At 56.0% G+C, this 21,709-nt stretch carries 16 protein-coding genes and 2 pseudogenes; 10 read left to right on the plus strand and 8 right to left on the minus strand.

Features of this window, described 5'->3' with window-relative positions; all coding sequences use genetic code 11:
* The coding region (locus tag FB593_RS27750) for a hypothetical protein (RefSeq protein WP_210246052.1) at window positions 1-186 on the plus strand (186 nt) is incomplete at its 5' end.
* 240 nt (window positions 187-426) lie between these two features.
* Complete coding sequence (locus tag FB593_RS26215; RefSeq protein ID WP_321186342.1) at window positions 427-1,161, plus strand: sucrase ferredoxin; 735 nt, start codon at window positions 427-429, stop codon at window positions 1,159-1,161.
* 8 nt (window positions 1,162-1,169) lie between these two features.
* Here the strand turns inward: FB593_RS26215 and FB593_RS26220 are convergent, their stop codons facing one another.
* Genes FB593_RS26220 through FB593_RS26235 form a run of 4 tightly spaced genes read right to left on the minus strand, consistent with a single transcriptional unit; the run spans window position 1,170 to window position 4,920 of the window.
* Window positions 1,170-2,123, minus strand: coding sequence for an ABC transporter substrate-binding protein (locus FB593_RS26220; RefSeq protein WP_145167432.1), 954 nt, complete (start codon window positions 2,121-2,123; stop codon window positions 1,170-1,172).
* The gene (locus FB593_RS26225; protein ID WP_145167434.1) at window positions 2,120-3,154 is read right to left on the minus strand and encodes a FecCD family ABC transporter permease; all 1,035 of its coding nucleotides are present in this window, start codon (window positions 3,152-3,154) and stop codon (window positions 2,120-2,122) included. Before FB593_RS26225 ends, FB593_RS26220 begins: the two co-directional genes overlap by 4 nt.
* The gene (locus tag FB593_RS26230; RefSeq protein ID WP_145167436.1) at window positions 3,151-4,134 is read right to left on the minus strand and encodes a FecCD family ABC transporter permease; all 984 of its coding nucleotides are present in this window, start codon (window positions 4,132-4,134) and stop codon (window positions 3,151-3,153) included. The genes FB593_RS26225 and FB593_RS26230 overlap by 4 nt, the downstream gene beginning before the upstream one ends.
* 9 nt (window positions 4,135-4,143) lie before the next feature.
* Window positions 4,144-4,920, minus strand: a complete 777-nt coding sequence (locus tag FB593_RS26235) for an ABC transporter ATP-binding protein (protein WP_145167438.1) — start codon at window positions 4,918-4,920, stop codon at window positions 4,144-4,146.
* A 218-nt stretch (window positions 4,921-5,138) separates the two neighbouring features.
* On the opposite strand from FB593_RS26235, the gene FB593_RS26240 reads away from it, so the two are divergent.
* Window positions 5,139-7,319, plus strand: a complete 2,181-nt coding sequence (locus tag FB593_RS26240; RefSeq protein WP_145167440.1) for a TonB-dependent siderophore receptor — start codon at window positions 5,139-5,141, stop codon at window positions 7,317-7,319.
* Window positions 7,320-7,378: 59 nt separating this feature from the next.
* On the opposite strand, the gene FB593_RS26245 is transcribed toward FB593_RS26240, so the two are convergent.
* The 3 genes and pseudogenes from FB593_RS26245 to FB593_RS28000 form a co-directional block, all read right to left on the minus strand.
* A complete protein-coding gene (locus FB593_RS26245; protein WP_145167442.1) occupies window positions 7,379-8,731 on the minus strand; it encodes a PLP-dependent aminotransferase family protein in 1,353 nt (450 codons plus the stop codon).
* A 329-nt stretch (window positions 8,732-9,060) separates the two neighbouring features.
* Window positions 9,061-10,764, minus strand: a pseudogene (locus FB593_RS26250) (efflux RND transporter permease subunit); the annotation flags it as partial.
* A gap of 3 nt (window positions 10,765-10,767) precedes the next feature.
* A pseudogene (locus tag FB593_RS28000) lies at window positions 10,768-10,959 on the minus strand (ATP-binding cassette domain-containing protein); the annotation flags it as partial.
* A gap of 151 nt (window positions 10,960-11,110) precedes the next feature.
* On the opposite strand from FB593_RS28000, the gene FB593_RS26255 reads away from it, so the two are divergent.
* From FB593_RS26255 to istB, 3 genes are all read left to right on the plus strand, one after another.
* On the plus strand, window positions 11,111-12,739 hold the full coding sequence (locus FB593_RS26255; RefSeq protein WP_145167444.1) for a bifunctional 3-(3-hydroxy-phenyl)propionate/3-hydroxycinnamic acid hydroxylase: 1,629 nt from the start codon (window positions 11,111-11,113) through the stop codon (window positions 12,737-12,739).
* A 261-nt stretch (window positions 12,740-13,000) separates the two neighbouring features.
* Complete coding sequence (istA, locus tag FB593_RS26260) at window positions 13,001-14,497, plus strand: IS21 family transposase (RefSeq protein WP_145167446.1); 1,497 nt, start codon at window positions 13,001-13,003, stop codon at window positions 14,495-14,497.
* Window positions 14,494-15,252, plus strand: coding sequence for an IS21-like element helper ATPase IstB (gene istB / locus FB593_RS26265; RefSeq protein ID WP_145167448.1), 759 nt, complete (start codon window positions 14,494-14,496; stop codon window positions 15,250-15,252). The genes istA and istB overlap by 4 nt, the downstream gene beginning before the upstream one ends.
* 228 nt (window positions 15,253-15,480) lie before the next feature.
* On the opposite strand, the gene FB593_RS26270 is transcribed toward istB, so the two are convergent.
* On the minus strand, window positions 15,481-16,182 hold the full coding sequence (locus FB593_RS26270) for a GntR family transcriptional regulator (protein WP_145167450.1): 702 nt from the start codon (window positions 16,180-16,182) through the stop codon (window positions 15,481-15,483).
* Window positions 16,183-16,385: 203 nt separating this feature from the next.
* Here FB593_RS26270 and FB593_RS26275 point away from each other — a divergent pair, with 203 nt between their 5' ends.
* The 4 genes from FB593_RS26275 (at window position 16,386) to FB593_RS26290 (ending at window position 21,539) form a co-directional block, all read left to right on the plus strand.
* Complete coding sequence (locus FB593_RS26275; RefSeq protein ID WP_145167452.1) at window positions 16,386-17,261, plus strand: fumarylacetoacetate hydrolase family protein; 876 nt, start codon at window positions 16,386-16,388, stop codon at window positions 17,259-17,261.
* A 36-nt stretch (window positions 17,262-17,297) separates the two neighbouring features.
* Window positions 17,298-18,257: a VOC family protein gene (locus FB593_RS26280; RefSeq protein ID WP_145167454.1), complete on the plus strand. Its 960-nt coding sequence runs from the start codon at window positions 17,298-17,300 to the stop codon at window positions 18,255-18,257.
* A gap of 1,281 nt (window positions 18,258-19,538) precedes the next feature.
* A complete protein-coding gene (locus tag FB593_RS26285) occupies window positions 19,539-20,516 on the plus strand; it encodes a cupin domain-containing protein (protein WP_145167456.1) in 978 nt (325 codons plus the stop codon).
* Complete coding sequence (locus FB593_RS26290) at window positions 20,517-21,539, plus strand: L-dopachrome tautomerase-related protein (protein WP_145167458.1); 1,023 nt, start codon at window positions 20,517-20,519, stop codon at window positions 21,537-21,539. It begins immediately after the preceding gene.
* Window positions 21,540-21,709 lie beyond the last annotated feature (170 nt).

A 21,709-nucleotide genomic window follows, 5' to 3' on the forward strand; every position in this document is an offset into this window, starting at 1 on the left:
AATTATCATTGGGATCACTCAGTCCCATCGAGTATCGCAGAAGTCTTGGCCTTAGCGTCTAAATCAGTCCAAGTTTTTATCCGCATCCCCGCCGGGTCAATTCTCAGTGAAAATCAACAGAACAGCCAAGAGCAGTTATGTGGACGAAGCGAAAAAGCCGTGCGTGACTTTCGAGGGCAAGAGTAGGACTGCCCACAAACGGAGACGATGCCTTACGAGTACCCGGTACCTTCAGCCGCGATTTTTCTTGTCTGATGCTATGACTCTCCCGTAAGTCAATGTCCTATGACCAATCATCAGTTTTGCCGCAACATTAGCATCGAATGCGGAGAGCCTCTGCCCGGATCTGGCGAGGCTGCAAAACGATATGCACTATTACATTGGCCCCGGCGCCATTGGCGGGTTCCCAGAACAACGTCCTCTGAGATGTCGGAAACCCTGTCAGAGGCAATTTTCAAAGCAAACGAGGCTGGGGTCCATGTTGCCCTGGTTGACGGCGATGATATCGCGTTGTCGGTCGACGGAAAGGTGTTACCTGTAGCGTCTCAGGAGCTGGCAGCAGAACACCTGCTAAACATCGCCTCCGGCGGGACATTGGAGGGTGAAGCTGACGCGCGCATAACCATACTCTGTTGCACGGACAGCAAGCAGGATCCCTGTTGTGCGAAGTACGGATTTTCCACCTGGAAAGCATTGAAAGAAAATGCTGATCCTAAAAAATTTCGAGTGCTGCAATCGACCCATCTGGGTGGTTGTCGCTTCGCGGCGACCCTTATTGTCCTGCCTGCGCGGCAGAGATATGGCCGACTCGAACCACAAGCCGTCCCCGCATTTTTGGAGGACCTGTCCAAAGGAGTTCCATATCTACCGGCCTATCGCGGCAATCCGACGCTTGACGCAGCAAGACAGGTGGCAGAGCACGCTGCGCTTACCTACGCTGTCGATGACGGCGCAACGGAGGTGGCGTTACAGGAAAGCCCGGGATTTTCGAACGACCCGCAAAACGACGCTGAATTCATAGCTGTTGTGTCTTCGCTCCGCCTGCGCGTTCGATTGGCTCGCCATCCATTTGAGGTCAGTACCCGGTGCGACACCATCAAGACGGGTTCAAGTCCAGCAGTTGACCGCTGGCAGGTTGTAGCGGTCGAACCTATCGATTGATACAGGTCTTAGTGAGACTGTTCCGCCTCGTTGAGGTCGGCTTGCCGTAGGATTTCGCGCTCACCAATATGCGAAAAAAGCAAAGTCGCTGATCCGATTAGACCGTTCATCGTTTCTCCATAGCGGCTGCGGTTAAGGTACAGGAACTGGCGGTTGCGGACAGCAAAGAGATTTTGCCATTGCGCGGTTGAGCGAAATGCCATGGTCTCCGCTTCTTCACTCAGCATCTCTTCGTAAGTGTCGATGATCACATCGCTGTCAAAATCTGAAATCCGTTCCAGACTGTAGGGTATGTCAGGGGAGCTGTTTGCATAGGCTGGGACGTGACCGAGCCCGAAGTCTGAAATCACCTGCTCCATACCACCGCGACCGATGATGCGAAAACCATCGCGGTAAATCTCCATTGGCGTAACCGTGATGGTTGCGGGATCTCTCACACGATTTTTGAATGCGCTGACGATGCCCTGATACTCCATGCTCAACTCGTGGTAGCGAGCCTGCTTGCCCACGATATCTGCCAATTGTTCAGCATATTCCAGTATTCTCTTTTCGCGAACCGGCAACAGAACCACCGGCGCAATTGACGACAGCTTTTCGCGAAGTGCTGCGTGATAGGACAGGCCAACGATCAGGTCAGGCTTGAGAGACGCGATGGTCTCAATATCTGGCGCCTGATGCGTGCCAACATAGCGAATAGCCGAGGTATCGAAACGTTGCGATGCGCCGCGAAAAACCGTTTCTTTAAACAGTCGCTTGCGGCCCGAAGAGCCGCAGGGCGTAATGCCGAGCTCCAGTAATTGCGTGGTTAGGCTGAAATCATGCAAAGACACGACACAGCGAGGCGAAACAGGAATTTCTGTTTTGCCGAACTGGTTCGTGAATGTTCTTGTTGGTTCACTTGCTTCAGCGGCCACACCACTCACAAGGCACAACAACGTTACAAATACTGCTCGCATTTTCATGAGATATTATGTCCTCTGCGTAAAAGCAGGAAAAGCAGATAAGGCGCACTGATAACGGCAACGACCAGACCGGCTGGTATCTGAAGGGGTGCAAACAGCGTTCGGCCGATCGTGTCGCCTACCAGCACGATGCAAGCGCCCACAAGGGCCGTCAGCGGCAACAGAAATCGGTGGCGATCCCCCACAAGCATTCTGGAGGCGTGCGGCGCGATGAGCCCGATGAAACTCATGGTGCCGACATTGGCCACCGCGGAAGCTGTCAGCATCACACTCAGCAGCAATCCAACCAACTGGAACCTGCCGACATCCAGTCCACGGCTGCCTGCGACGTCCTCGCCGAGCTGGAAAAGATCGAAATGACGATAAAGCAACAGGATAGGTATCCCTGAAATCGCCAGCCAAACAAACTGGCCGCGGACATTTGTCCAGCCTGCGTTGTGAAGACTACCCGCCAACCACAACAAGGCAGATTCTACCTGATCGATCCGACCATATGTTATCATCGTGTCGGAAACCGCACCCAGAATTGCACTAATCCCCACACCAACAAGTATCAGGCGTAACGGGTCAACGCCTTTGTTCCAGGACAGTACTGCTATCAAAAGTGCAACCGCCACGCCGCCTACAAAGGCCGCGACAGGGTAGAAATCTACCGTGAGGGCCGAACGCCAGACGATCATCGCCAAAAGCACGGCCGTCCCTGCCCCGGCTTCAACCCCCACAAGGCCTGGTGCAGCAAGTGAATTGCGGGTTAAATCCTGAAGGACAACGCCCGAAAGCGCCATTGCCATACCGGACAAAACAGCCAGCATGATCCGAGGAAGGCGAATATCGTAGATGATTGTATGAAGAATATCTTTGTCATCACCTGAATTGAAGCTTGTGACGACATCACTTAACGTTATCGGATAACTACCGAGAGTGACCGAAAGGAACGCAAAAAACAGCATGAAAATGCAGAGGAAAACAAGAATTTTCTGTGCTTGCCTGTCTTTGAATGCCGTATTTGAGCGGGGTGACGCAGGCGTCATTTCAGCCTCCGCAAAACAAGGGCGATGAACACCGGCGCGCCAACAAAAGCGGTAACAATTCCGGTGTTCAGTTCGAGCGGCCGTACGACAACGCGAGCAACCAAATCGCCGATCACCACCATCAATGCGCCCAATAGGGGGGCCGCTATGATCAGGGTGCGATGATTGTTACCAAACAACAGTCGCCCGACATGGGGCGCCACGAGGCCAACGAAACCTATTGGTCCGGAAATTGCTACGGTTGAAGCGGAGAGAAGCACACTTGCCAAAAGCATAGAGAAACGAAAGCGCCCAATGTTCAACCCCAGCAATGAGGCCCTGTGTGACCCCAGGCGATAAAGGTTGAGACTGGGAATGTTGAACACGGCTATGCCGCAAGCAAGAATGAGCAGGGGCAAGGTGTGCCATCTTGCTTCGCTGGTTTCGAACGCCAGCGAACCAATAAGCCAACGCCTGAGAGTATCGAGTCCTTGCTGATCCATCAGAAGAATGCTTGAGGTCAGAGCGCTGAACAGCGCACTGATGACGACCCCGGAAAGAATGAGCCGTGCGCGATCTTGTTCTACGCCTGCATTGAGAAGAACAAACGATGCCGCCACAATAGCGCCAGAAAATGCCAAAAGCGGGATCATCGCCAGAGTCATATCAGGCACAATCAGCAATCCGCCAACCACAAAAAACGCAGCGCCACTGTTGATGCCAAGCAGGCCCGGATCCGCAAGCGGGTTTTCCGTCAGTGCTTGCAGCAGTACCCCCGCCAAACCCAGTGCGCTGCCAACGATCAACGCACTGAAGAGACGCGGCATGCGCATATCTAGGACAATATTATGGAGTGGATTGGCATAATCTGGAGACAATAAGGCATCCACCACGACAGCCCATTCAAGCGCACGTGCCCCGAATGCCAGATGCACCAATGCAGCGATGGCAAGAACAATCGTTAGTGCGGTAAAAGGGATTAAACGCGCGGCGGATAACATGTCAGCCGCCTAAGTCTGTCGCGCTGAAGGGATACAAATCATGTCCCCGGTCACGGGATCCGCCAACATTCTGGAGCGCACACCAAATACCTTTTCGATGTTGCCGTCGGTGAAAACCTGTGTCGACTCCCCTTCAGCAACAATATGGCCATCTCGCATCATGACAAGTTCATCGGCATATCGGGCCGCCTGATTAAGGTCATGGAGAATAGCGACTACCGTGCGGCCCGCGTTTCGTAATACGGTCAGCAGATCGAGGAGGCTCAACTGATTGGCGACATCCAGATAGGTTGTGGGTTCATCAAGCAGGACAATTGGTGCCTCCTGCGCCAGCGTCATCGCAATCCATGCGCGTTGAAGTTGGCCGCCCGAAAGCGCCGTAAGTGATTTATCCAGCAAGGTGTCGACCTGGCAAAGCGAGGCAGCATGTTGGATAGCCTCTTCATCCGTGTTCGACCATTTTCCCAGCCAAGTGCGCCAGGGAAACCGTCCTTGCACCAACAATTCGCGAACGCTTACGCCGGTTGGAGTATGCGTCCGTTGAGGGAGAAACGAAACCAGGCGGGCAAACTCACGCTTTGGATAGGACGACACTTCTTTTGTATCAAGAAAAACGCTGCCCTGTATGGGGAGTATACTTCCCGCCATTGCGCCAAGGAGGGTTGATTTCCCCGAACCGTTGGGACCAATCAGGGCAGTGAACCGATTCTGCTTCACGTTCAGATTGATGCCGCGCAGAGCATGCGTGGCACCGTGGTACACATTTAGATCACTAATCGAAAACATGTGTTGTTTGTCCAGGCGCCGACGTCTTCATGACGAGACCAAAGATGTAAAATCTGGTTGGCTCCCGTGTAACACCGGATCCCAAACCGCATGCAATCCTAAAAGTGTGTTGAGACACTTTAACGTTTTTCCAGAAGCGCATCACATGTTAGTGACGCCCATCTTTGTTGACCGCGAGTGTCATGTTTGTTCGGCAAGGTCAAGACCATGGGGGTTCAATGCGTCGACATCTCAAGAAATTCAGCACCAAATGCCTGCTTTGCAACTCGGCTTTTATCCCGATAACCGCTTTGGCATGGGCCATATTTTCAGCGGGTGGAGCCATAGCGCAGGATGGTCAGAGTGCAACTGTCCTTCAAACAATTGTTGTGAAAGGCAAGAGAGACGCGACTGCGCCAATCGATGGCTACGTTGCTCAAACAAGCAATAGCGGGACCAAAACAGACACGCCGATTCTGCAGACACCACAGTCATTGTCTGTGGTGTCTGCAACGGAAATAAAGGATCGCGACGCGCGCACCCTAGCCGATGTCCTTTCCTATACGCCGAGCTTTACCGCACAACCAAGTAGCTTTTCCCGCGTGGCGGACCGCTTCCGCATCCGGGGTTTTGATGTAGAGCCCGGCACGGGTGGCTTGTTGCGCGATGGAATGCGCCTGCAAAACAATTCCTATGACGGAACTCAGGAACCTTTCGGATTGGAGCGCGTGGACGTTGTGCGCGGTGCGTCCTCTGTTCTCTATGGCCAGCTTTCGCCCGGCGGTTTTGTCAATGGTGTCAGCAAGCGCCCGACGGATGAACCGCTTCGTGAAATTGGCATTGAGGGCGGACTGCATAAGCGCAAACAGGTTACGGCCGATTTCAGCGATGCCCTGACCGATACCCTGTCCTATCGCCTCACCGTCATGGGTCGTGATAGTGATACGCCGGTGAACCACATCAATGACGATCGTTTCTACATTGCGCCAGCATTGGAATGGAGCCCTGACGACGATACAACGCTATCGGTCCTTGGTTTCTACCAACGAAGCAGCACCCGGTTTCCAGCATCAATTCCGTACCAGATCATTGACGGTATAGGATCTGGTCCCTTCTTCCTCGGACGGGACACATTTATTGGCGAACCCGGTTACGACCGAATGGAGAGCGACATGAGCGCTCTTGGCTACGAGTTCACGCATCGTTTTGATAATGATCTGAAGTTCTCGTCAAAATCGCGCTACTATGAATCGGACCTTGATTGGCGCTATTTGATGGCCCAGACCGGCACTGCTGCGGTGAATAATGCCGCTGCAACTGGTATTCTGGCCCGGCAATACAGTGACCGTCAGGATCGCGCGAAGGGTTTTACCCATGACATGAATGCTGCGTTTGACCTGGATACAGGTCCACTGTCACATTCCTTCGTCGTGGGATATGATTTTTACGACACATCCTATGACTCTGACAATTTCCGTGCGGCTGTTGGCTCGATCGATTTGAACAATCCGGTCTACGGAACACCCATTGTAGTGAACAAAAACCCTGCTCTCAATCGTGGCGGTAAAACCACGACCACACAGCATGGAATTTATCTTCAGGATAATATCAATTTCTACGAACGCTGGAATGTCCTGCTAGGCTTGCGCCACGACTGGGCAGACCAGGAGTTTAAGATCCATAGAACCGGACAAACGGTTACCCGCGATGCGCAGCAAACGACATGGCGTGCAGGACTGGTGTATGAGACGGCTAATGGACTGGCCCCTTACATCAGCTATTCGCAATCGTTCTTCCCAGTGTCCATTGGTGCTTTCACCAGCGATATAAACTTCGATCCCACAACAGGTGAACAGATTGAGGCCGGTATCCGCTATCAGCCGCCCGGAACCAACATGCTGTTCAGTGCCGCCCTCTATCAGCTGACTCAGGATAATGTTGTTTCAGCCAATCTTGCCGGTGACCTCACACAGATTGGTCAACAACGCGCACGGGGCCTGGAACTGGAAGCGAAAGCTGACCTTACAGACTATCTCACTGTGGTTGGGTCATACGCTTATACGGACGCAAGAATTACCAAGAGCGAGGTTGCTGCAGAAATTGGTCGACGCAGCGAAAACTCACCTTACCACCAAGCTGCCTTGTGGATGACCTATGATCTTGCGCAACTGGGTATTGAAGGTTTGAGCGTTGGAGGCGGCGTCCGCTACAAAGGAACAACCCGTGCCTCAGGCATCAATCACGGGATACCAGCCTATGCGGTTGTCGATGCGCTTGTCCGCTACGAAGTCAACGAGAATGTGACACTTTCGGTCAACGCCACTAACCTGTTTGGAAAAGATTACGTCAATTGCGAGTTTGCCAGCTGCCAATATGGAGATGACAGGGAAGTCATGGCGTCCGTCCGGATCCGTTGGTAGCTGCGCTCGAGCCTAAGAGGACAGCAACATCTGGTAACAGTTTCAAAGCGGCCCTGTACTCACACAGAGCCGCTCTGAAATTTTGCCAGAACTGACAGGCCGCGCGATAACTCATCAAAGGAGGGACCGCCGAGACAAAGCCGTATCCCCGTCAGTTCATCCTGGCGGTCTGCGCGCATTGCATCTGGTGGCGAAATGATAACACCCATCATTTCGGCTGAAGAAACAAACGCCTCGGCCTGCGCATGGCGCATCGGAATCCAAGCATGAAACGCCGCAGGATTGGTGACGATCTTCCTGTGCGAAAATAGCGAGGCAGCAAGATGTGCTCTGCGGGCGGCTTCAGCCCGAAGCGATGTTCGCGTGGCTTCGACAACCCCGCTGCTGAACCATTCTTCAAGTAAGGAATAGTCCAGTGGTGATGCTGCCAATGGAATAATCTGCAGAGCTTCTTCGGCTGAAGCGACCCATTTTTCGGGAAGAACCAGAACGCCTAGTCGAAGACCTGACGTCAGTGTTTTAGAAAGACTGGTAACGTGAAAAACAGCTTCAGGAGCCAATGTCACCAGAGGCGGATGGTCAGGATCGGACCCCAGCGTATAAACGCCATCCTCTACGATTGGCACGTCACGCTGACGACAAATCTCGATGATGTCCTGCCGGCGGCTGAGGCTCATCGTAGCGGTTGTCGGATTCTGGAGAGAAGGCGTGATGTAAACCAGCCTTCTCCCACCCTGATTGCTTGCATCGTCCAGAACCCGTGCCAGATCGTGTGGGATCATGCCCTCTGCATCGATCTCCACACCGGCAATCGGATGCCCTCTGTGGCGCGCAAGCGCTATGGCGCCGGGATAGCTCAGTCGCTCGGTGATGATCAGGCCCCTGCCGCCGCACAAGGTGTCGAATGCCAGCCAGAGCGCCTGCTGGCCGCTTCCTGTTAGCATGATGCGGTCGGGCTCAACAAATATCCCGAGGCTTTCAAGCCATTTTCCAAAGATCCTGCGGTGCGCATCATGCCCGGCAAGTGGCGGCCTTAGCTGGACGTGTTGTGTATCGATCTTGCGAGAGACTGTAGACAAGGTTCGCGCCAGCAATCGATCACTCAACATCGGCGGGATAGCATTGACAGAAAAATCGATGGTGGCTTGGCTTTGTGCTTGCAAGTTTGCAACAAAGGTTCCCCTTCCCTTGATGCTTCTTGCCAAACCACGCCGTTCCAACACCGCATAGGCCTTGGTCACGGTGCCGACACCGAGACCTAACATCCATGCAAGTTCACGATGTGGTGGCAACCTGTCGCCACCCACCAAAATCCCCGCCAAAATGTCCTCGGAAAGCGCTTCCAGCAAGCGAGTCGACGGATTCCCCTCACTGCCGTTGAGTCGGGCTTTCCAAGGAGATTTCAGGCGCATCAGGTTCTCGATTTGTCCATGACATGGTTGTCCGGTCTCACCGATTAATGCCTGCTCGTCAACACTCAATTGGAGGGAACTAGACCTGTGTTCTTAGAACACTGTTACATGTCGGCAGCGAACTTAGCGCATCGTTTCATAATTGTTGAGTTTCATCAGGATTTAACCCGTTTTTCCATTTCGTGTTAGCTTTTCAGATCCGCGGCAGTGACTTGTCCGACAACAACTTTATCCGGCATAAGTGGATCACGGAAAATGGATCAAACTCACAAGAAAACCATCAGGCAAAGTCACCGGAGAATGACCAAACGACGCTGCCCCCGTTTGAACTACTCGTCTAGAACCTTGATTTCCAAACAGCCACTGCTTTTAACGCCTCCAAATATGTTAACGACGAGGATATAGAAAACTGGCACGAACAACACGGCAAGCACGGTCGCGGATATTATTCCTCCAAAAAGCCCTGTGCCAATCGCGTTCTGGGTTTCAGAACTCGCCCCCGTTGCGAAGACCAACGGTACGATGCCGAGAGTGAAAGCGAGCGATGTCATGACGATGGGCCGCAGTCTCAACCGTGACGCCTCTACGATCGCTTCTGCGAGGTTAATCCCATGCTTTTGCTGTTTTCTTGCGAACTCGACAATCAGTATGGCGTTTTTGGCGGAAAGCCCGATCAGCGTTATCAACCCCACTTTGAAAAATACGTCGTTCTCCAGTCCTCGCATGTGAACAGCGATCAATGCACCAATAATGCCCAGCGGCACGACGAGCATGACCGCCACAGGTACTGTCCAACTTTCATACAAAGCGGCTAGTACGAGAAAAACAATCAAAAAGGAAAAGGCCATGAGCAGAGGCGCTTGCGCACCAGACTGACGTTCCTGAAGGGACTGCCCGGTCCATTCCACAGCAAAACCTTTCGGTAGCTGAGAGGCGAGATTTTCTATCTCATCCATGGCCCTGCCGCTTGAGACCCCGGCAGCTGCGGAACCTGATAGACTTAAGGATGGATACCCGTTGTAACGGGTCAACTGTAGTGGGTTGGTCGACCATTCTGCCGTGACAAATTCCGATAGCCTAACCATTTTTCCCGTGTCGTTTCTAACATGCAGGTTCAAGACGTCATCGACCTGCATCCGGCTGTAAGCATCGGCCTGGACGATCACTTGCTGCAGGCGTCCGGCATGCGGGAAATCGTTGATATAGGTCGAGCCTACGGCACCACCCAATGTATCACTGATAGCGGAATAGGCCACACCCATTGCACCGGCTTTTTCGCGGTCGATCCGGAGCGTTACGCTTGGGCCGCTTGGCAAACCATCGACACGCACGTCAGTCAAACTTTTGTTTTGAGCCGCCAGTTTCGTCAGTTGATCTGAAGCAGCGAGCAGGGCGGTTGCACCGTGGTTGGCCCGGTCTTGCAGACGCAGCGCAAAACCGGATGTGGTTCCCAGTTCGTCGATCGCGGGTGGTTTCAGGCTAAACACTTGCCCTTCTTCGGCCATAGACATGGCTTTCGTCGCAGCAGCGACTTCTTCATCCACGGTCGAAGACCTGATGCCCCAGTCTTTCAGCGTGGTGAACGACATTGCCGTGTTCGAACCCGAGCCGGAAAATCCGAAGCCCATGATCGTCAGATTATTATCGATATCGGCGCGCGTCCTCACGTGACTTTCGAACAAATCAACAACCGCACGTGTGCGCTCTGCCGTGGCCTCTGCCGGCAGTGTGATGGACGTCATAAAGGAGCCTTGGTCCTCCTCCGGTACGAACGCCGTCGGCAAAGTGCTGTAAGCATAGGCGAGCGCTGTGATGATGGCACCGTAGACAATCATCACCCGACCTGGCCTTCCGATCAGCTTGGACACCCAGACGGCATAGCGGGTAGTGAGCCCTTCGAAGCCACGATTGAAGCGCGCAAAGACGCCTGTGCGCAGGTGGTGATCCGCCGCGATCGGCTTCAACAGGGTGGCACAAAGCGCCGGTGTCAGGCTCAACGCCAGAAACGAGGAAAACAGGGCCTTCGCCCCCATGAACGACGCGCGACCCGTGTCGGCACGAACGGTGCCAGCAAAAAGATTGAAGAGAGTGGTTTTTTCAGCTCCGTTGGGGCCGATGACGCCGCGCGCCTCACCTTTTGACAAGCGCAGCGACACATCGGTTGTCACGTGTATCGCGCCATAGGCTTTTGACAGGCCCGCTGCCTCCAGCACAAAATGCTCTCCCATGAAGGGCCTCCTCCCGGACGGTCAAACGCCGGCTTCCTCACTCGTGACGCTAATCATATAATGCAGAATGTGCAGTATAATATATTTTTCGTTGATCCATCTATTGTGATGTGCAAGTGATATGAGTGAGGCAGGAGTTGGAGGAGAAACTATGAACGTGATGCGTAGTGACGTGGATTACGATGTCATTCAGATTGGCTATGGCCCGGTCAGCAAAGCGTCCGCGCTGTTTCTGAGCAAAATGGGCTGGAAGGTGGGGGTGTTCGAACGCTGGCAGGAAGTCTATCCCATGCCTCGCGCTGTCTGTATCGATCACGAGATTTTCCGAGTGCTCCACGCGGCGGGCCTTGGCGATATCGCCGACACCGTGACAACCCCGGCACCTGTTTACCGTTGGTTCAATGCTGACTGGAAGCAGTTGCTGGCCATCGACTGGACGGCTGGCTCCGTATCGGGCGGTCCGGAAGTCAATTTCGTGCATCAGCCAAGTTTTGAATGGGCCATGGACACCGAGATAAAGGCGCGGTCGAATGTCGATCTGAACTTCCATTGCGAAGCGGTCGAGGTCAGCCAGACGGCAGATCGGGTGACAGTCACAGTTCGCGACACGCAATCCGGTGAGACAAGGAAGGTCACGGCCCGCTATCTTCTCGGTATCGACGGTGCCAATAGCATCGTCCGGCAACAGCTTGGAATTGAGCGCACTGATCTTGGTTTTGAGGCTGACTGGCTTGTCATCGACTTCACCTTGAAGGACGGGCTGACATCGCGCGATCTAGGCATTCCTGAATGCGGGCAATATTGCAATCCCGAACGCCCGACGACCATCGTTCCAGGTGGAATGGACAATGGCCGTCTCTGCCGTCGCTGGGAATTCATGCGATTGCCGCATGAGACACGCGAGGAAATGCTGGAGGAAAGGAAAGTTTGGGAGCTGTTAAGCGCTTGGATCAAGCCGGATCAGGGCGAACTCGTCCGTCACGCGCTTTATACGTTCCGCTCGCTGGTTGCCGAAAAATGGCAGGACGGGCGTATTTTTCTCGCCGGAGACGCGGCCCATGTTATGCCTCCTTTCATGGGGCAGGGAATGTGCGCCGGCCTTCGGGATGTGTGGAACCTTGCCTGGAAGCTCGACCGTGTGATGAGCGGCAATGCCGATGTTTCGCTCCTGGAAACCTACCAGCCTGAGCGCGCACCCCACGCCACAGATGTCATCAAGGCGTCCATTTTCCTCGGCTCCATCATTTGCATGCCGGATGCCGAAAAAGCTGCCGAACGTGACGCTGCTTTCCTGGGAGGCACCGCCCCACCCCCGGCGCCTTTTCCTGTCCTGACAGCAGGGCTGCTCCAGAAAGATCGTGACGGCAATGTCATTTTTCCTGCGGGCCAGCTGGCACCGCATGGTGCGGTGCGCCATCGCGGAAAAACGACCCGTCTTGATCGCGTCGTCGCCCCGGGCTTCAACCTGTTTCTCTCCAGCGCCGTCAGACCGAGCGAGCTGACCCCATTGACACGCGCCCTCTGCGAAGAGCAAGGAATTGCCATCCTCAGTGTGGCAGATCGGCGGGTGGCGCATGACGACGAGATCGGCGATACGCAAGGCCAGATTCTCAGCTTCATGAAGGAACGCGGTTTGGACGCCATACTCGTGCGCCCTGATTTCTACCTCTTCGGTGGCGCGAAAGGGGCGGCGCAGGTGAATGAGATGCTGACGGAATTTGGCAGGCAGGCGCAGACGTATGGTTTTCAACAAACCAAAGCGAAGGCCATTTCTGCCTGAAGAAGACCAAACGGGAGGAGGAAGGTCATGACATTCAATTGGAACAGCGCGCTCACACGGAGGCGCTATTGAGAACGGGGCCGCTACCGGCGTTACTTTTGCCGCGCCAGCGGTTTTCGCACGGCGGGCCTTTGCCAAGTGAGTGCGGCGGTGAGAAAGTCGGCCACGGTAGCGGCGGGATAGTCCCGCTTCGGCGGAGTAAAACCCGGCCACCTATTTACCCTTCTGCGACGAATGCAGGAGGGCTAGGGGATCTATACCGTGGAACTTTATCTGAAGGTTCGTCTGGCTTGCTCGGAAGGAATGAGCCGGCGTCAGGCTGCGAAGCATTTCAACATATCGCGCGATAGCGTGGCCAAGATGATGTCGTATTCGACACCGCCCGGCTATCAGCGCCGGTCACCGATCCAGCGACCCAAGCTGGATGCGTTTGTTTCGACGATCGATCATTGGCTTGATGAGGACGTGAAGGTGCCGCGCAAGCAGCGCCATACGGCTAAGCGTGTGTTCGACCGTCTCCGTGACGAGCGCGGGTTCACCGGCGGCTACACGATCATCAAGGATTATATGCGCGAGCGAGATCGGCGTCGCCAGGAGGTGTTCGTGCCGCTGGCTCATCCGCCAGGCCATGGGCAGGCCGATTTCGGCGAGGCGATGGTGGTGATCGGCGGCGTGGAGCGGAAGGCCCACTTCTTCGTGCTCGATCTGCCGCATAGCGACGGCTGCTACGTGCGGGCCTATCCCGCGGCTGTGTCCGAGGCCTGGGTCGATGGGCACATCCATGCGTTCGCGTTCTTCGGAGCGGTGCCACAGTCGATTGTCTACGACAACGATCGCTGCTTGGTCGCCAAGATCCTGCCCGATGGCACACGCAAGCGAGCAACGCTGTTCAGCGGCTTCCTGTCCCACTACCTGATCCGGGATCGCTATGGCCGTCCCGGCAAAGGCAACGACAAAGGAAATGTCGAGGGTCTCGTTGGCTATGCCAGGCGCAACTTCATGGTGCCGATCCCGCAGTTTGCGACATGGGAGGCCTTCAACGCCTGGCTGGAAGAACAATGCCGCAAGCGCCAGCGCGACAGGTTGCGCGGCGAGAGCGAGACGATCGGAGAACGGCTACAGCGCGATCTGGCGGTCATGCGTGCATTACCGGCATCTCCATTCGATGCCTGCGATCAGGCCGGCGTCAAGGTAACGGCCCAATCTCTCGTGCGGTACAAAACCAACGACTATTCCGTCCCGGTGGCCTACGGCCATCAGGACGTCTGGGTGCGGGGTTATGTCGACGAGGTGGTGATCGGCTGCCGTGGCGAGGTCATCGCCCGCCATCCTAGATGCTGGGAACGGGAAGACGTCGTCTTCGATCCCGTCCATTACCTGTCGCTGATCGAGCAGAAGATCAATGCGCTGGATCAGGCTGCCCCTCTCCAGGGCTGGGACCTGCCGGAAGAGTTCGCTACGCTGCGCCGCCTGATGGAAGGCCGTATGGCCAAGCACGGCCGGCGTGAGTATGTGCAGGTCCTTCGCCTGCTGGAAAGCTTCGAACTCGCTGACCTGCATGCTGCAGTAAAGCAGGCTCTCCAGCTCGGCGCGATCGGCTTCGACGCCGTCAAACATCTGATCCTGTGCCGGGTGGAGCGCCGGCCGCCGCGACTGGACCTGTCCATCTACCCGTACCTGCCGAGGGCGACGGTCGAAACGACATCAGCGAAGGCCTATATGCGCCTCTTGTCGTCGGATGCGGGAGAAGCGGCATGAGCACCGAAGTCCCGGAGATCCTGCTCTCCCATTATCTCAAAACCCTCAAGCTGCCGACCTTCCAGCGCGAGTACCAGAAGCTGGCCCGGCTATGCGCCACAGAGGGCGTCGATCATGTTGGATACCTGTTCCGGCTTTCCGAACGGGAGATGATCGAACGGGACCGCCGCAAGGTCGAGCGCCGCATCAAGGCGGCCAGGTTCCCGGTCGTCAAAAGCCTCGACAGTTTCGACTTCGCCGCCATCCCGAAGCTCAATAAGATGCAGGTGCTGGAACTGGCCCGTTGCGAATGGATCGAGCGACGCGAGAACGTCATTGCGCTTGGTCCGAGTGGCACGGGCAAGACCCACGTGGCTCTCGGTCTCGGCCTATCAGCCTGCCAAAAGGGGCTGTGTGTCGGCTTCACCACGGCCGCCGCCCTGGTCAGCGAGATGATGGAGGCGCGCGACGAGCGGCGTCTGCTCCGCTTCCAGAAGCAAATGGCCGCATACCAGCTTCTCATCATTGACGAGCTGGGCTTCGTGCCGCTTTCCAAGACCGGCGCAGAATTGCTGTTCGAGCTGATCTCACAACGCTATGAACGCGGCGCGACCCTGATTACCAGCAACCTTCCATTTGACGAATGGACGGAAACCTTGGGGTCGGAGCGTCTGACCGGCGCTCTGCTCGATCGCATCACCCACCACGTCAACATCCTCGAGATGAATGGCGACAGCTATCGTCTCGCCCAAAGCCGCGCCCGAAAGGCAGGCTGAAACCCTTTCAGAAAATCGCCGCGCACGCATAAGACCCCCGCTCGGGCTACGCCCTCCCGGAGGTCTCATGCGTGCGCAGACCGTGGCCGACTGTTTCTCCGGCGCGTGGCCTTATTTTGGTCCGCCGTTGACAACGGCAAGTTCGACATTGCGATCTGCGAGAACAAGTCCGCACCGGAGATCGCGGTTCATTCGCCATTCCGCACGCTTTGACAGGTTACCCGGCAGTCAGGCTGCCGGGTCTTCCTTGACGCGGTGTTGATTGACGACATCGGCCATGATGAGAATACGCGTCGTCTTTTCAAGATGGGCGCGCATTTCCGCTACCGCCCGCACCGTGTCGCGGGCAATGGCTGCGTCCGCGATCGCCTTGTGTTCGCCATGCAGATCGCGGTCGTCACGGTCGAGGGGGACTGATACGCGGCGATAGCGCTCCGACTGGGTGAACAAGGTCGCTCGCAGCCGCAGGAGCCAGGGACTGTCGCAGGCCGACACCAGCGCCTCGTGGAAGCGCTGGTGTGTTTCCGCCCACACCTCGCTGACGCGAGCGCCATCGTCGGCATCTTGAAGGTTTAGTCGCGAAAGCTCGAACAGTGTCGACACGATGCCGGTTTCCCACTTCAGATCGCCGTTACGGATCGCGTTTTCCAGGCATAGGCTTTCGATGGTCGCGCGGACATTGGTGATGTCCTTTAATTCTTCCTCGGTGATGGGTGCGACCCGGAAGCCTTTCCGAGGTTCTGCTTCAACGAGGCCCTCGGACGTCAAGCGGGAGAGTGCTTCGCGGACCGCTCCGAGACTGAAGCCGCGGGAATCGCACAAATCCTGAATGATCAGCTTTTGTCCAGGGATGAGCCGACATGCGAGAATATCACCTCGCAGTCGGGCGTGCGCCTCTGCCGTTAGACTTCCAGCCTTGGGACTTGCCATTTCTTCTCCGTGTGGGCGACAGCCGTGAGAATCCATTATCTGGCGCATAATATATTATCATGTTCTTTGTAATGTGGGGGGGCGATTTACGCAAGTTCGCAGTTCGCGCAAAATTTTAAAAATATGAAAGGCAAAATAATATATTATGCGTTGACTGATAAATTTTAGGCAGCTATCGTGATGTCTGTAAAGAGGAGGCACCGATGCGTTTCGTTTCGTTCAAAGCTGATGATGTCGTTGGGTTGGCGCTCGACCTTGATGGCGCTTGGCATGGTCTGAGAGATGGCGATGCCGGATATCCTGGTGACCTGCTGACGTTGATCCGTGCGGGCGATGCCGCCCTTGCCGTGGCAGCAGACGTTCTGAAGCGCGCCCCGGTCGTCGATCTTGACCGTGTTACACTGTTGCCGCCGATTTCCAATCCGGAAAAGATTGTATGTGTTGGTCTGAACTACACCGACCATTCGGCGGAAAGCGGCTTCCAGCAACCTGATTTCCCGACAATTTTCGGACGCTTCAATTCAAGCCTGATTGCCCATGGTGCGCCGATCTTGCGCCCGGAAGTCTCCGTCCAGCTAGATTATGAAGGCGAGCTCGTTGCAGTTATCGGCAAGGCGGCGCGTGAAGTCTCGGAAGCGAATGCGCTCGATTATGTTGCTGGATATTCGATATTCAACGACGGCTCGATCCGGGACTATCAGTTCAAGGCGCCGCAATGGACGCCGGGCAAGAATTTTGATGACACCGGAGCTTTTGGCCCATGGTTCGTCACGTCTGATGAATTGCCGCCGGGCTGTGCCGGTCTCCGGTTGCAGACGCGTCTGAACGGTCATGTCGTACAGGACGCATCCATCGACGACATGGTATTTCCTGTCGCTAAGCTGATCGCCATCCTTTCAAGCTTCATGACGTTGCAGCCGGGTGACGTGATCGTTACCGGAACACCATCGGGCGTCGGCGTGGCACGGAAGCCACAACTGTTCATGAAGGATGGCGACATCTGCGAAGTGGAAATCGAAGGGATCGGCATCCTGTCAAATCCGGTCAAAGACCGGTCCGTACAGCGAGCCGCTGCCTAATCTTACCGCATTCTGCATGTCTCTGAGGAGGGATACATGACGGCAATTACAGGTAAGGTCGCCATTACCAAGCGACCCGGCGAACTCGGCATCCACTCGATGGATGCCTTCAATATGGTAGTGCCCGATCTTCGTGTTGCAGAAGATTTCTACAAGACCTTCGGCCTTGATGTGCGGGAGGAGGGCAATACGCTTGGGCTCTACACATTCGGGTCGAACCAGCGCTGGGCGAGCATCGGGGAGGGAGCAGCCAAGAAGCTGAATTTTCTGTCTTTTGCGGCCTTCGAGGAAGACTTCGAGCCTATGCGACGTAGGCTAGAGGAGGGTGGCATCCGTCTTATGGATGCGCCCAGGGGCTTTGATAAGAACGGCGTCTGGTTCCATGACCACAATGGCGTGCTGATCGAACTCAAGATTGCCGACAAGAGTTCGCCCGACGAAAAGACGCAATTCCTGATGAAATCCGAGCCGGCCGGCACCGCGGCAGCCCCTCAGAGATCGTTGGTCACTACGGTGCGCCCGCGTCGTCTGGCGCATGTGCTGATCTTCACAGCGGACGTGCAGGGTGCAATTGATTTTTACAGCCGCTATCTCGGCTTGAGGCTTTCGGACCGCTCGGGTAGCGGCATCTGCTTCATGCACGGTATTCATGGAAGCGATCATCATCTCGTGGCTTTTGCCAAAGCATCCGGGCCGGGGCTCCACCATTGCTCATGGGATGTCGGATCCATCGATGAAATCGGCCGCGGCGCCATGCAGATGGCCGACAAGGGCTTCGTCAGAGGATGGGGGCTCGGCCGTCATGTTCTCGGCTCCAACTATTTCCACTACGTCCGCGATCCGTGGGGCAGCTACAGCGAATATTCGGCTGATATCGACTATATCCCCTTCGATGAGGATTGGAAGGCCGGCGATTATCCGCCAGAGGATTCCATCTACCTCTGGGGCCCGCAAACGCCCGCCGATTTCGTGACCAATTATGAGGTCGATAACTGATCCCGGAGATCAGCGCGCCATAGTCAGACAATGTCGCTTTCCAGCATAACTTTGTTGGGATCATTGACTTTGGGCAGCACTAATGCATCGATCAACAGCGGTGCCACTTTGGTCCGAACGGAGATCCCGCGAACCGCAGTTCCTCTTGGCGACCGCAACCGTGATCGCCAAGAAGGGGTTTTGAACGCTCTTCAAGCAGCACTCTCTTGTTCGGGCCATTTTGCTCGATCTTACCCGCTTGGCGAGTGAACATCTGAGGATCAGAAAAACGACTTCATTCGCTAAACCAGGGCGACGACGCGCTTCTGGGGACGGGTGGATCCTTTGCCGATGGCACTGACCAATCCGCCTTTCAGCAATTGCTAAACTCGCTGCATAACTGGCGTCCGGGGATAGCCACATCTGCGACCATTTCAAAAATTTGCGACGAACCTGGGCCAGCGCTTTGCGCATGAAGTGAACACGGCATCTCTGCAGGTGGCGGGGGTGCAACGCCATGAACCTGCCGCGCAGCACCTACTACTATCGGTAGTCCGCCAAATCCTAAGGGCTGTCGAATGCTGAACTGACATTGATGATCCGAGGATTGGGCAGCCTTGGCGGAAATCGAGATATCTACGCTCTCCCGTAGGACACAGTCAGCCGTGTGCGCCGTGATAACCAATGGCCCTTGTTGTAGACGTCCAGGGCAAAGGCACTTGTCGGTGCCAGCCGCGTGGCTGTCAATCAGCGCAACCCCGCATTTATGGTAGTGCGGGCCTCATCCGCGACGCCACCGAGGCCGACGCCGGGACGGGGTAGGCGCGTCACGAACTGAGGACTGCCGAAACCTTTGCAGGCGGTCCGGCAATGCAAAGGGTGGCGGAGACGACACAAGTGGCCGCTTCCACCGCCTTTGCTCCCGACCGCGCACCCGCGCGACGTCGGCTCTCTACCGCTTGGCCTGGCGACACCGAACATCGACGGACAGAGGGTTTCCGCTGGCCCTCATGGAAACATCTGCCCGTGGATCGAAATCGACTTCACTCTGGACGCCGGTAAGGGGCAGACTGATCTAATACCAGTACTCCTCGATAGCCAGCCATCACGGACAGAGAAAGTATCAATCCACAAATAATACATTATTGGTTGACGGATACATTTTTTAAGGTAGCATAACAATGAGATTGAGTGATAAGTGCTTACCAGCATAAGGCGTTGTAGCGCCGCAATAGGACGGACGGTAGATTTGCGTCCATTGGCATTGGCTTAGGGACGTGCGCGTAAAAAGGGAGGCGGAGCGTGGAGGACGTTCATCGTTTAGTTGCCGGTTACACCGAGGACGGCTCGGCTTTGCTGGACCAATGCAGATGCCGGTTCAGGCCATTCGCCCCCGGGGTAGAGGTGTGTGACATATGGCAGGCGGCGACCTCGCCGATCGATCTGGCCAATCCGTCTTATGATGGTGCTAATCCGATCCTGATGCCTCTGAAGGGGCAGGTCGTGGCGCGCGTCGTCCGGTTTCTCCCCGTCAGCAGCGAGTTGAAGGGCGAGGAGAACGCGGTCTTGGGAGGGGCGGGCGGCATAGAGTTCAGCGGCTCCCTGCACCGGACCAAGACGCTCGACTATGTGGTCGTGCGCCGCGGCGAGATCTGGTTGGTGACCGAAGCCGAAGAAACGTGCCTTGCCGAGGGCGATGCCGTGGTCCTGGACGGCGGTTTCCATTCCTGGGAAAACCGGACCAACAGCCCGGCGGAAATCCTGTCGGTCATGATCGGTGCGTCGGGGTCCCGCTCGCTTTCGCCGGGGGCATTGGACGGCGGTACGCCTGGAAACGGGGCGCGCTGCGTGGTGTTGGGCAGCGACGGGCAAGGGCAGGCGGCTATCCTTGTAGACGCGGATTTGGCGGCGCGCATTGATGTCGATGACTTCACCAGCGTCTTGCCATATTGGAACGAGTCGTCGTCGCCGCCGTCGGACAATGCTCCGCCTACGCAGGGCGACCTCGTGGCACCGGGCGACGTAGGCAGCTCTTTCTGGCGGGTCGAGGTTCAGCCCGGAAACAACCCGACGATGCGTCAGCACCCCTCACTCGACTTCATCACCGTTGTCGAGGGTGAGCTGAGCTACCTCACAGACAACGGTGAGGTTGCTCTGAACCAGGGCGATGTCCTGGTCCAGAGCGGCAATTCCCACCGTTGGCGCAATGCCGGGTCTGTAGGTGCCGCAATCGTGGTCGTTCATGTCGGCGCATGGATTCTCGACAATGAGGGTGTATAGATGTCCCGCCTCGAACTAGTCGGTAGCACTGACCAATACATGCTGAACAACGCTGCGGTTTCCGCCGCGGGGCGCGTCTTCACTAGCTTTCCGCGATGGCTCGGGCAGCCGACACCCGGCGTCGGAGAAGTCGCGCCGGACGGGTCGATCCAGCCCTATCCAGGCGACCTTTGGAACAGTCTTAATCCCGCGCAGTCCGCGCCCGAAGACCGATTTGAATGTGTACACTCCATCCACATTGATCGCCTTGACAGGCTCTGGGTCGTCGATGAGGGTAAGTCTTTCTTTGACACTTCTAACCAATCGGGCAGCCGTCCGAAGCTTGTCTGCTTCGACCTTCAGGAGAACCGCGCGCAGCGCGTCTATGTGCTGAACGAGATCGCTGCACCCGAGGGAACCCAGCTAGGACATTTGCGGGCCAACGAGACCCATGCCTTCATCACGGACGCGCATCTAGGCGCGATCATCGTACTTGACCTCCACACCGGGCACGCCCGCCGGGTTCTAGATGGCCATGCCCTGACAGCAGCGGATCCGACTATAGTCCCGATTGTAGATGGCAAGCCCCTGCTAGCCCGGGGCAAGCCACTGGTGGTGCAAGTTGATCTGGTTGAGCTGAGCCGGGTACACGGGTTCCTGTATTTCTCGGCTCTGTTCGGACCGACGTTGTATCGCGTTCCGGTCGAGGTCATCACCGACGCAAAGCTCTCGGATGACGAGATCGCGGAGCAGGTCGAGAAGGTGGCAAGGATACCACCGGTAAGCGGCATCATGGAGGGGCACGACGGCCTCCTCTATCTGTCGTCCCTGACGGATCGATCGATCCTGCGGCTGAGGCCTGACAGCGCGACACCGGAGCTGTTCCTGCGGGAAGATATCCTCGATTCTCCAAACGAGGGCAGCATCAGCGTTGACAATTATCTCTACGTGCCGGCAAGCCAAGCCAACTTGCTGCCAGCGTTCCACGACGGTCAATCCCGACTTTCGCCACCGTATTGCATCTATCGCACTCTGCTGTCTTGAGTGTCGGTCGGACCCGCAAACCCGGAGCCGCAGCGGGGTTGTACGGCGTAGTCGGCTCTCATCTCAATCCATCGCAAATGCGAAAATAGGAGAAGTTCGCCTAGATTAAGCCCGCAGCGGCAGGGCTCAAGGAGCAACGCAAACTTAAAGCATCGCAAAAATGCACTCAA

This window comes from Rhizobium sp. SJZ105 (assembly GCF_007828365.1).
Taxonomy (GTDB): domain Bacteria; phylum Pseudomonadota; class Alphaproteobacteria; order Rhizobiales; family Rhizobiaceae; genus Agrobacterium; species Agrobacterium tumefaciens.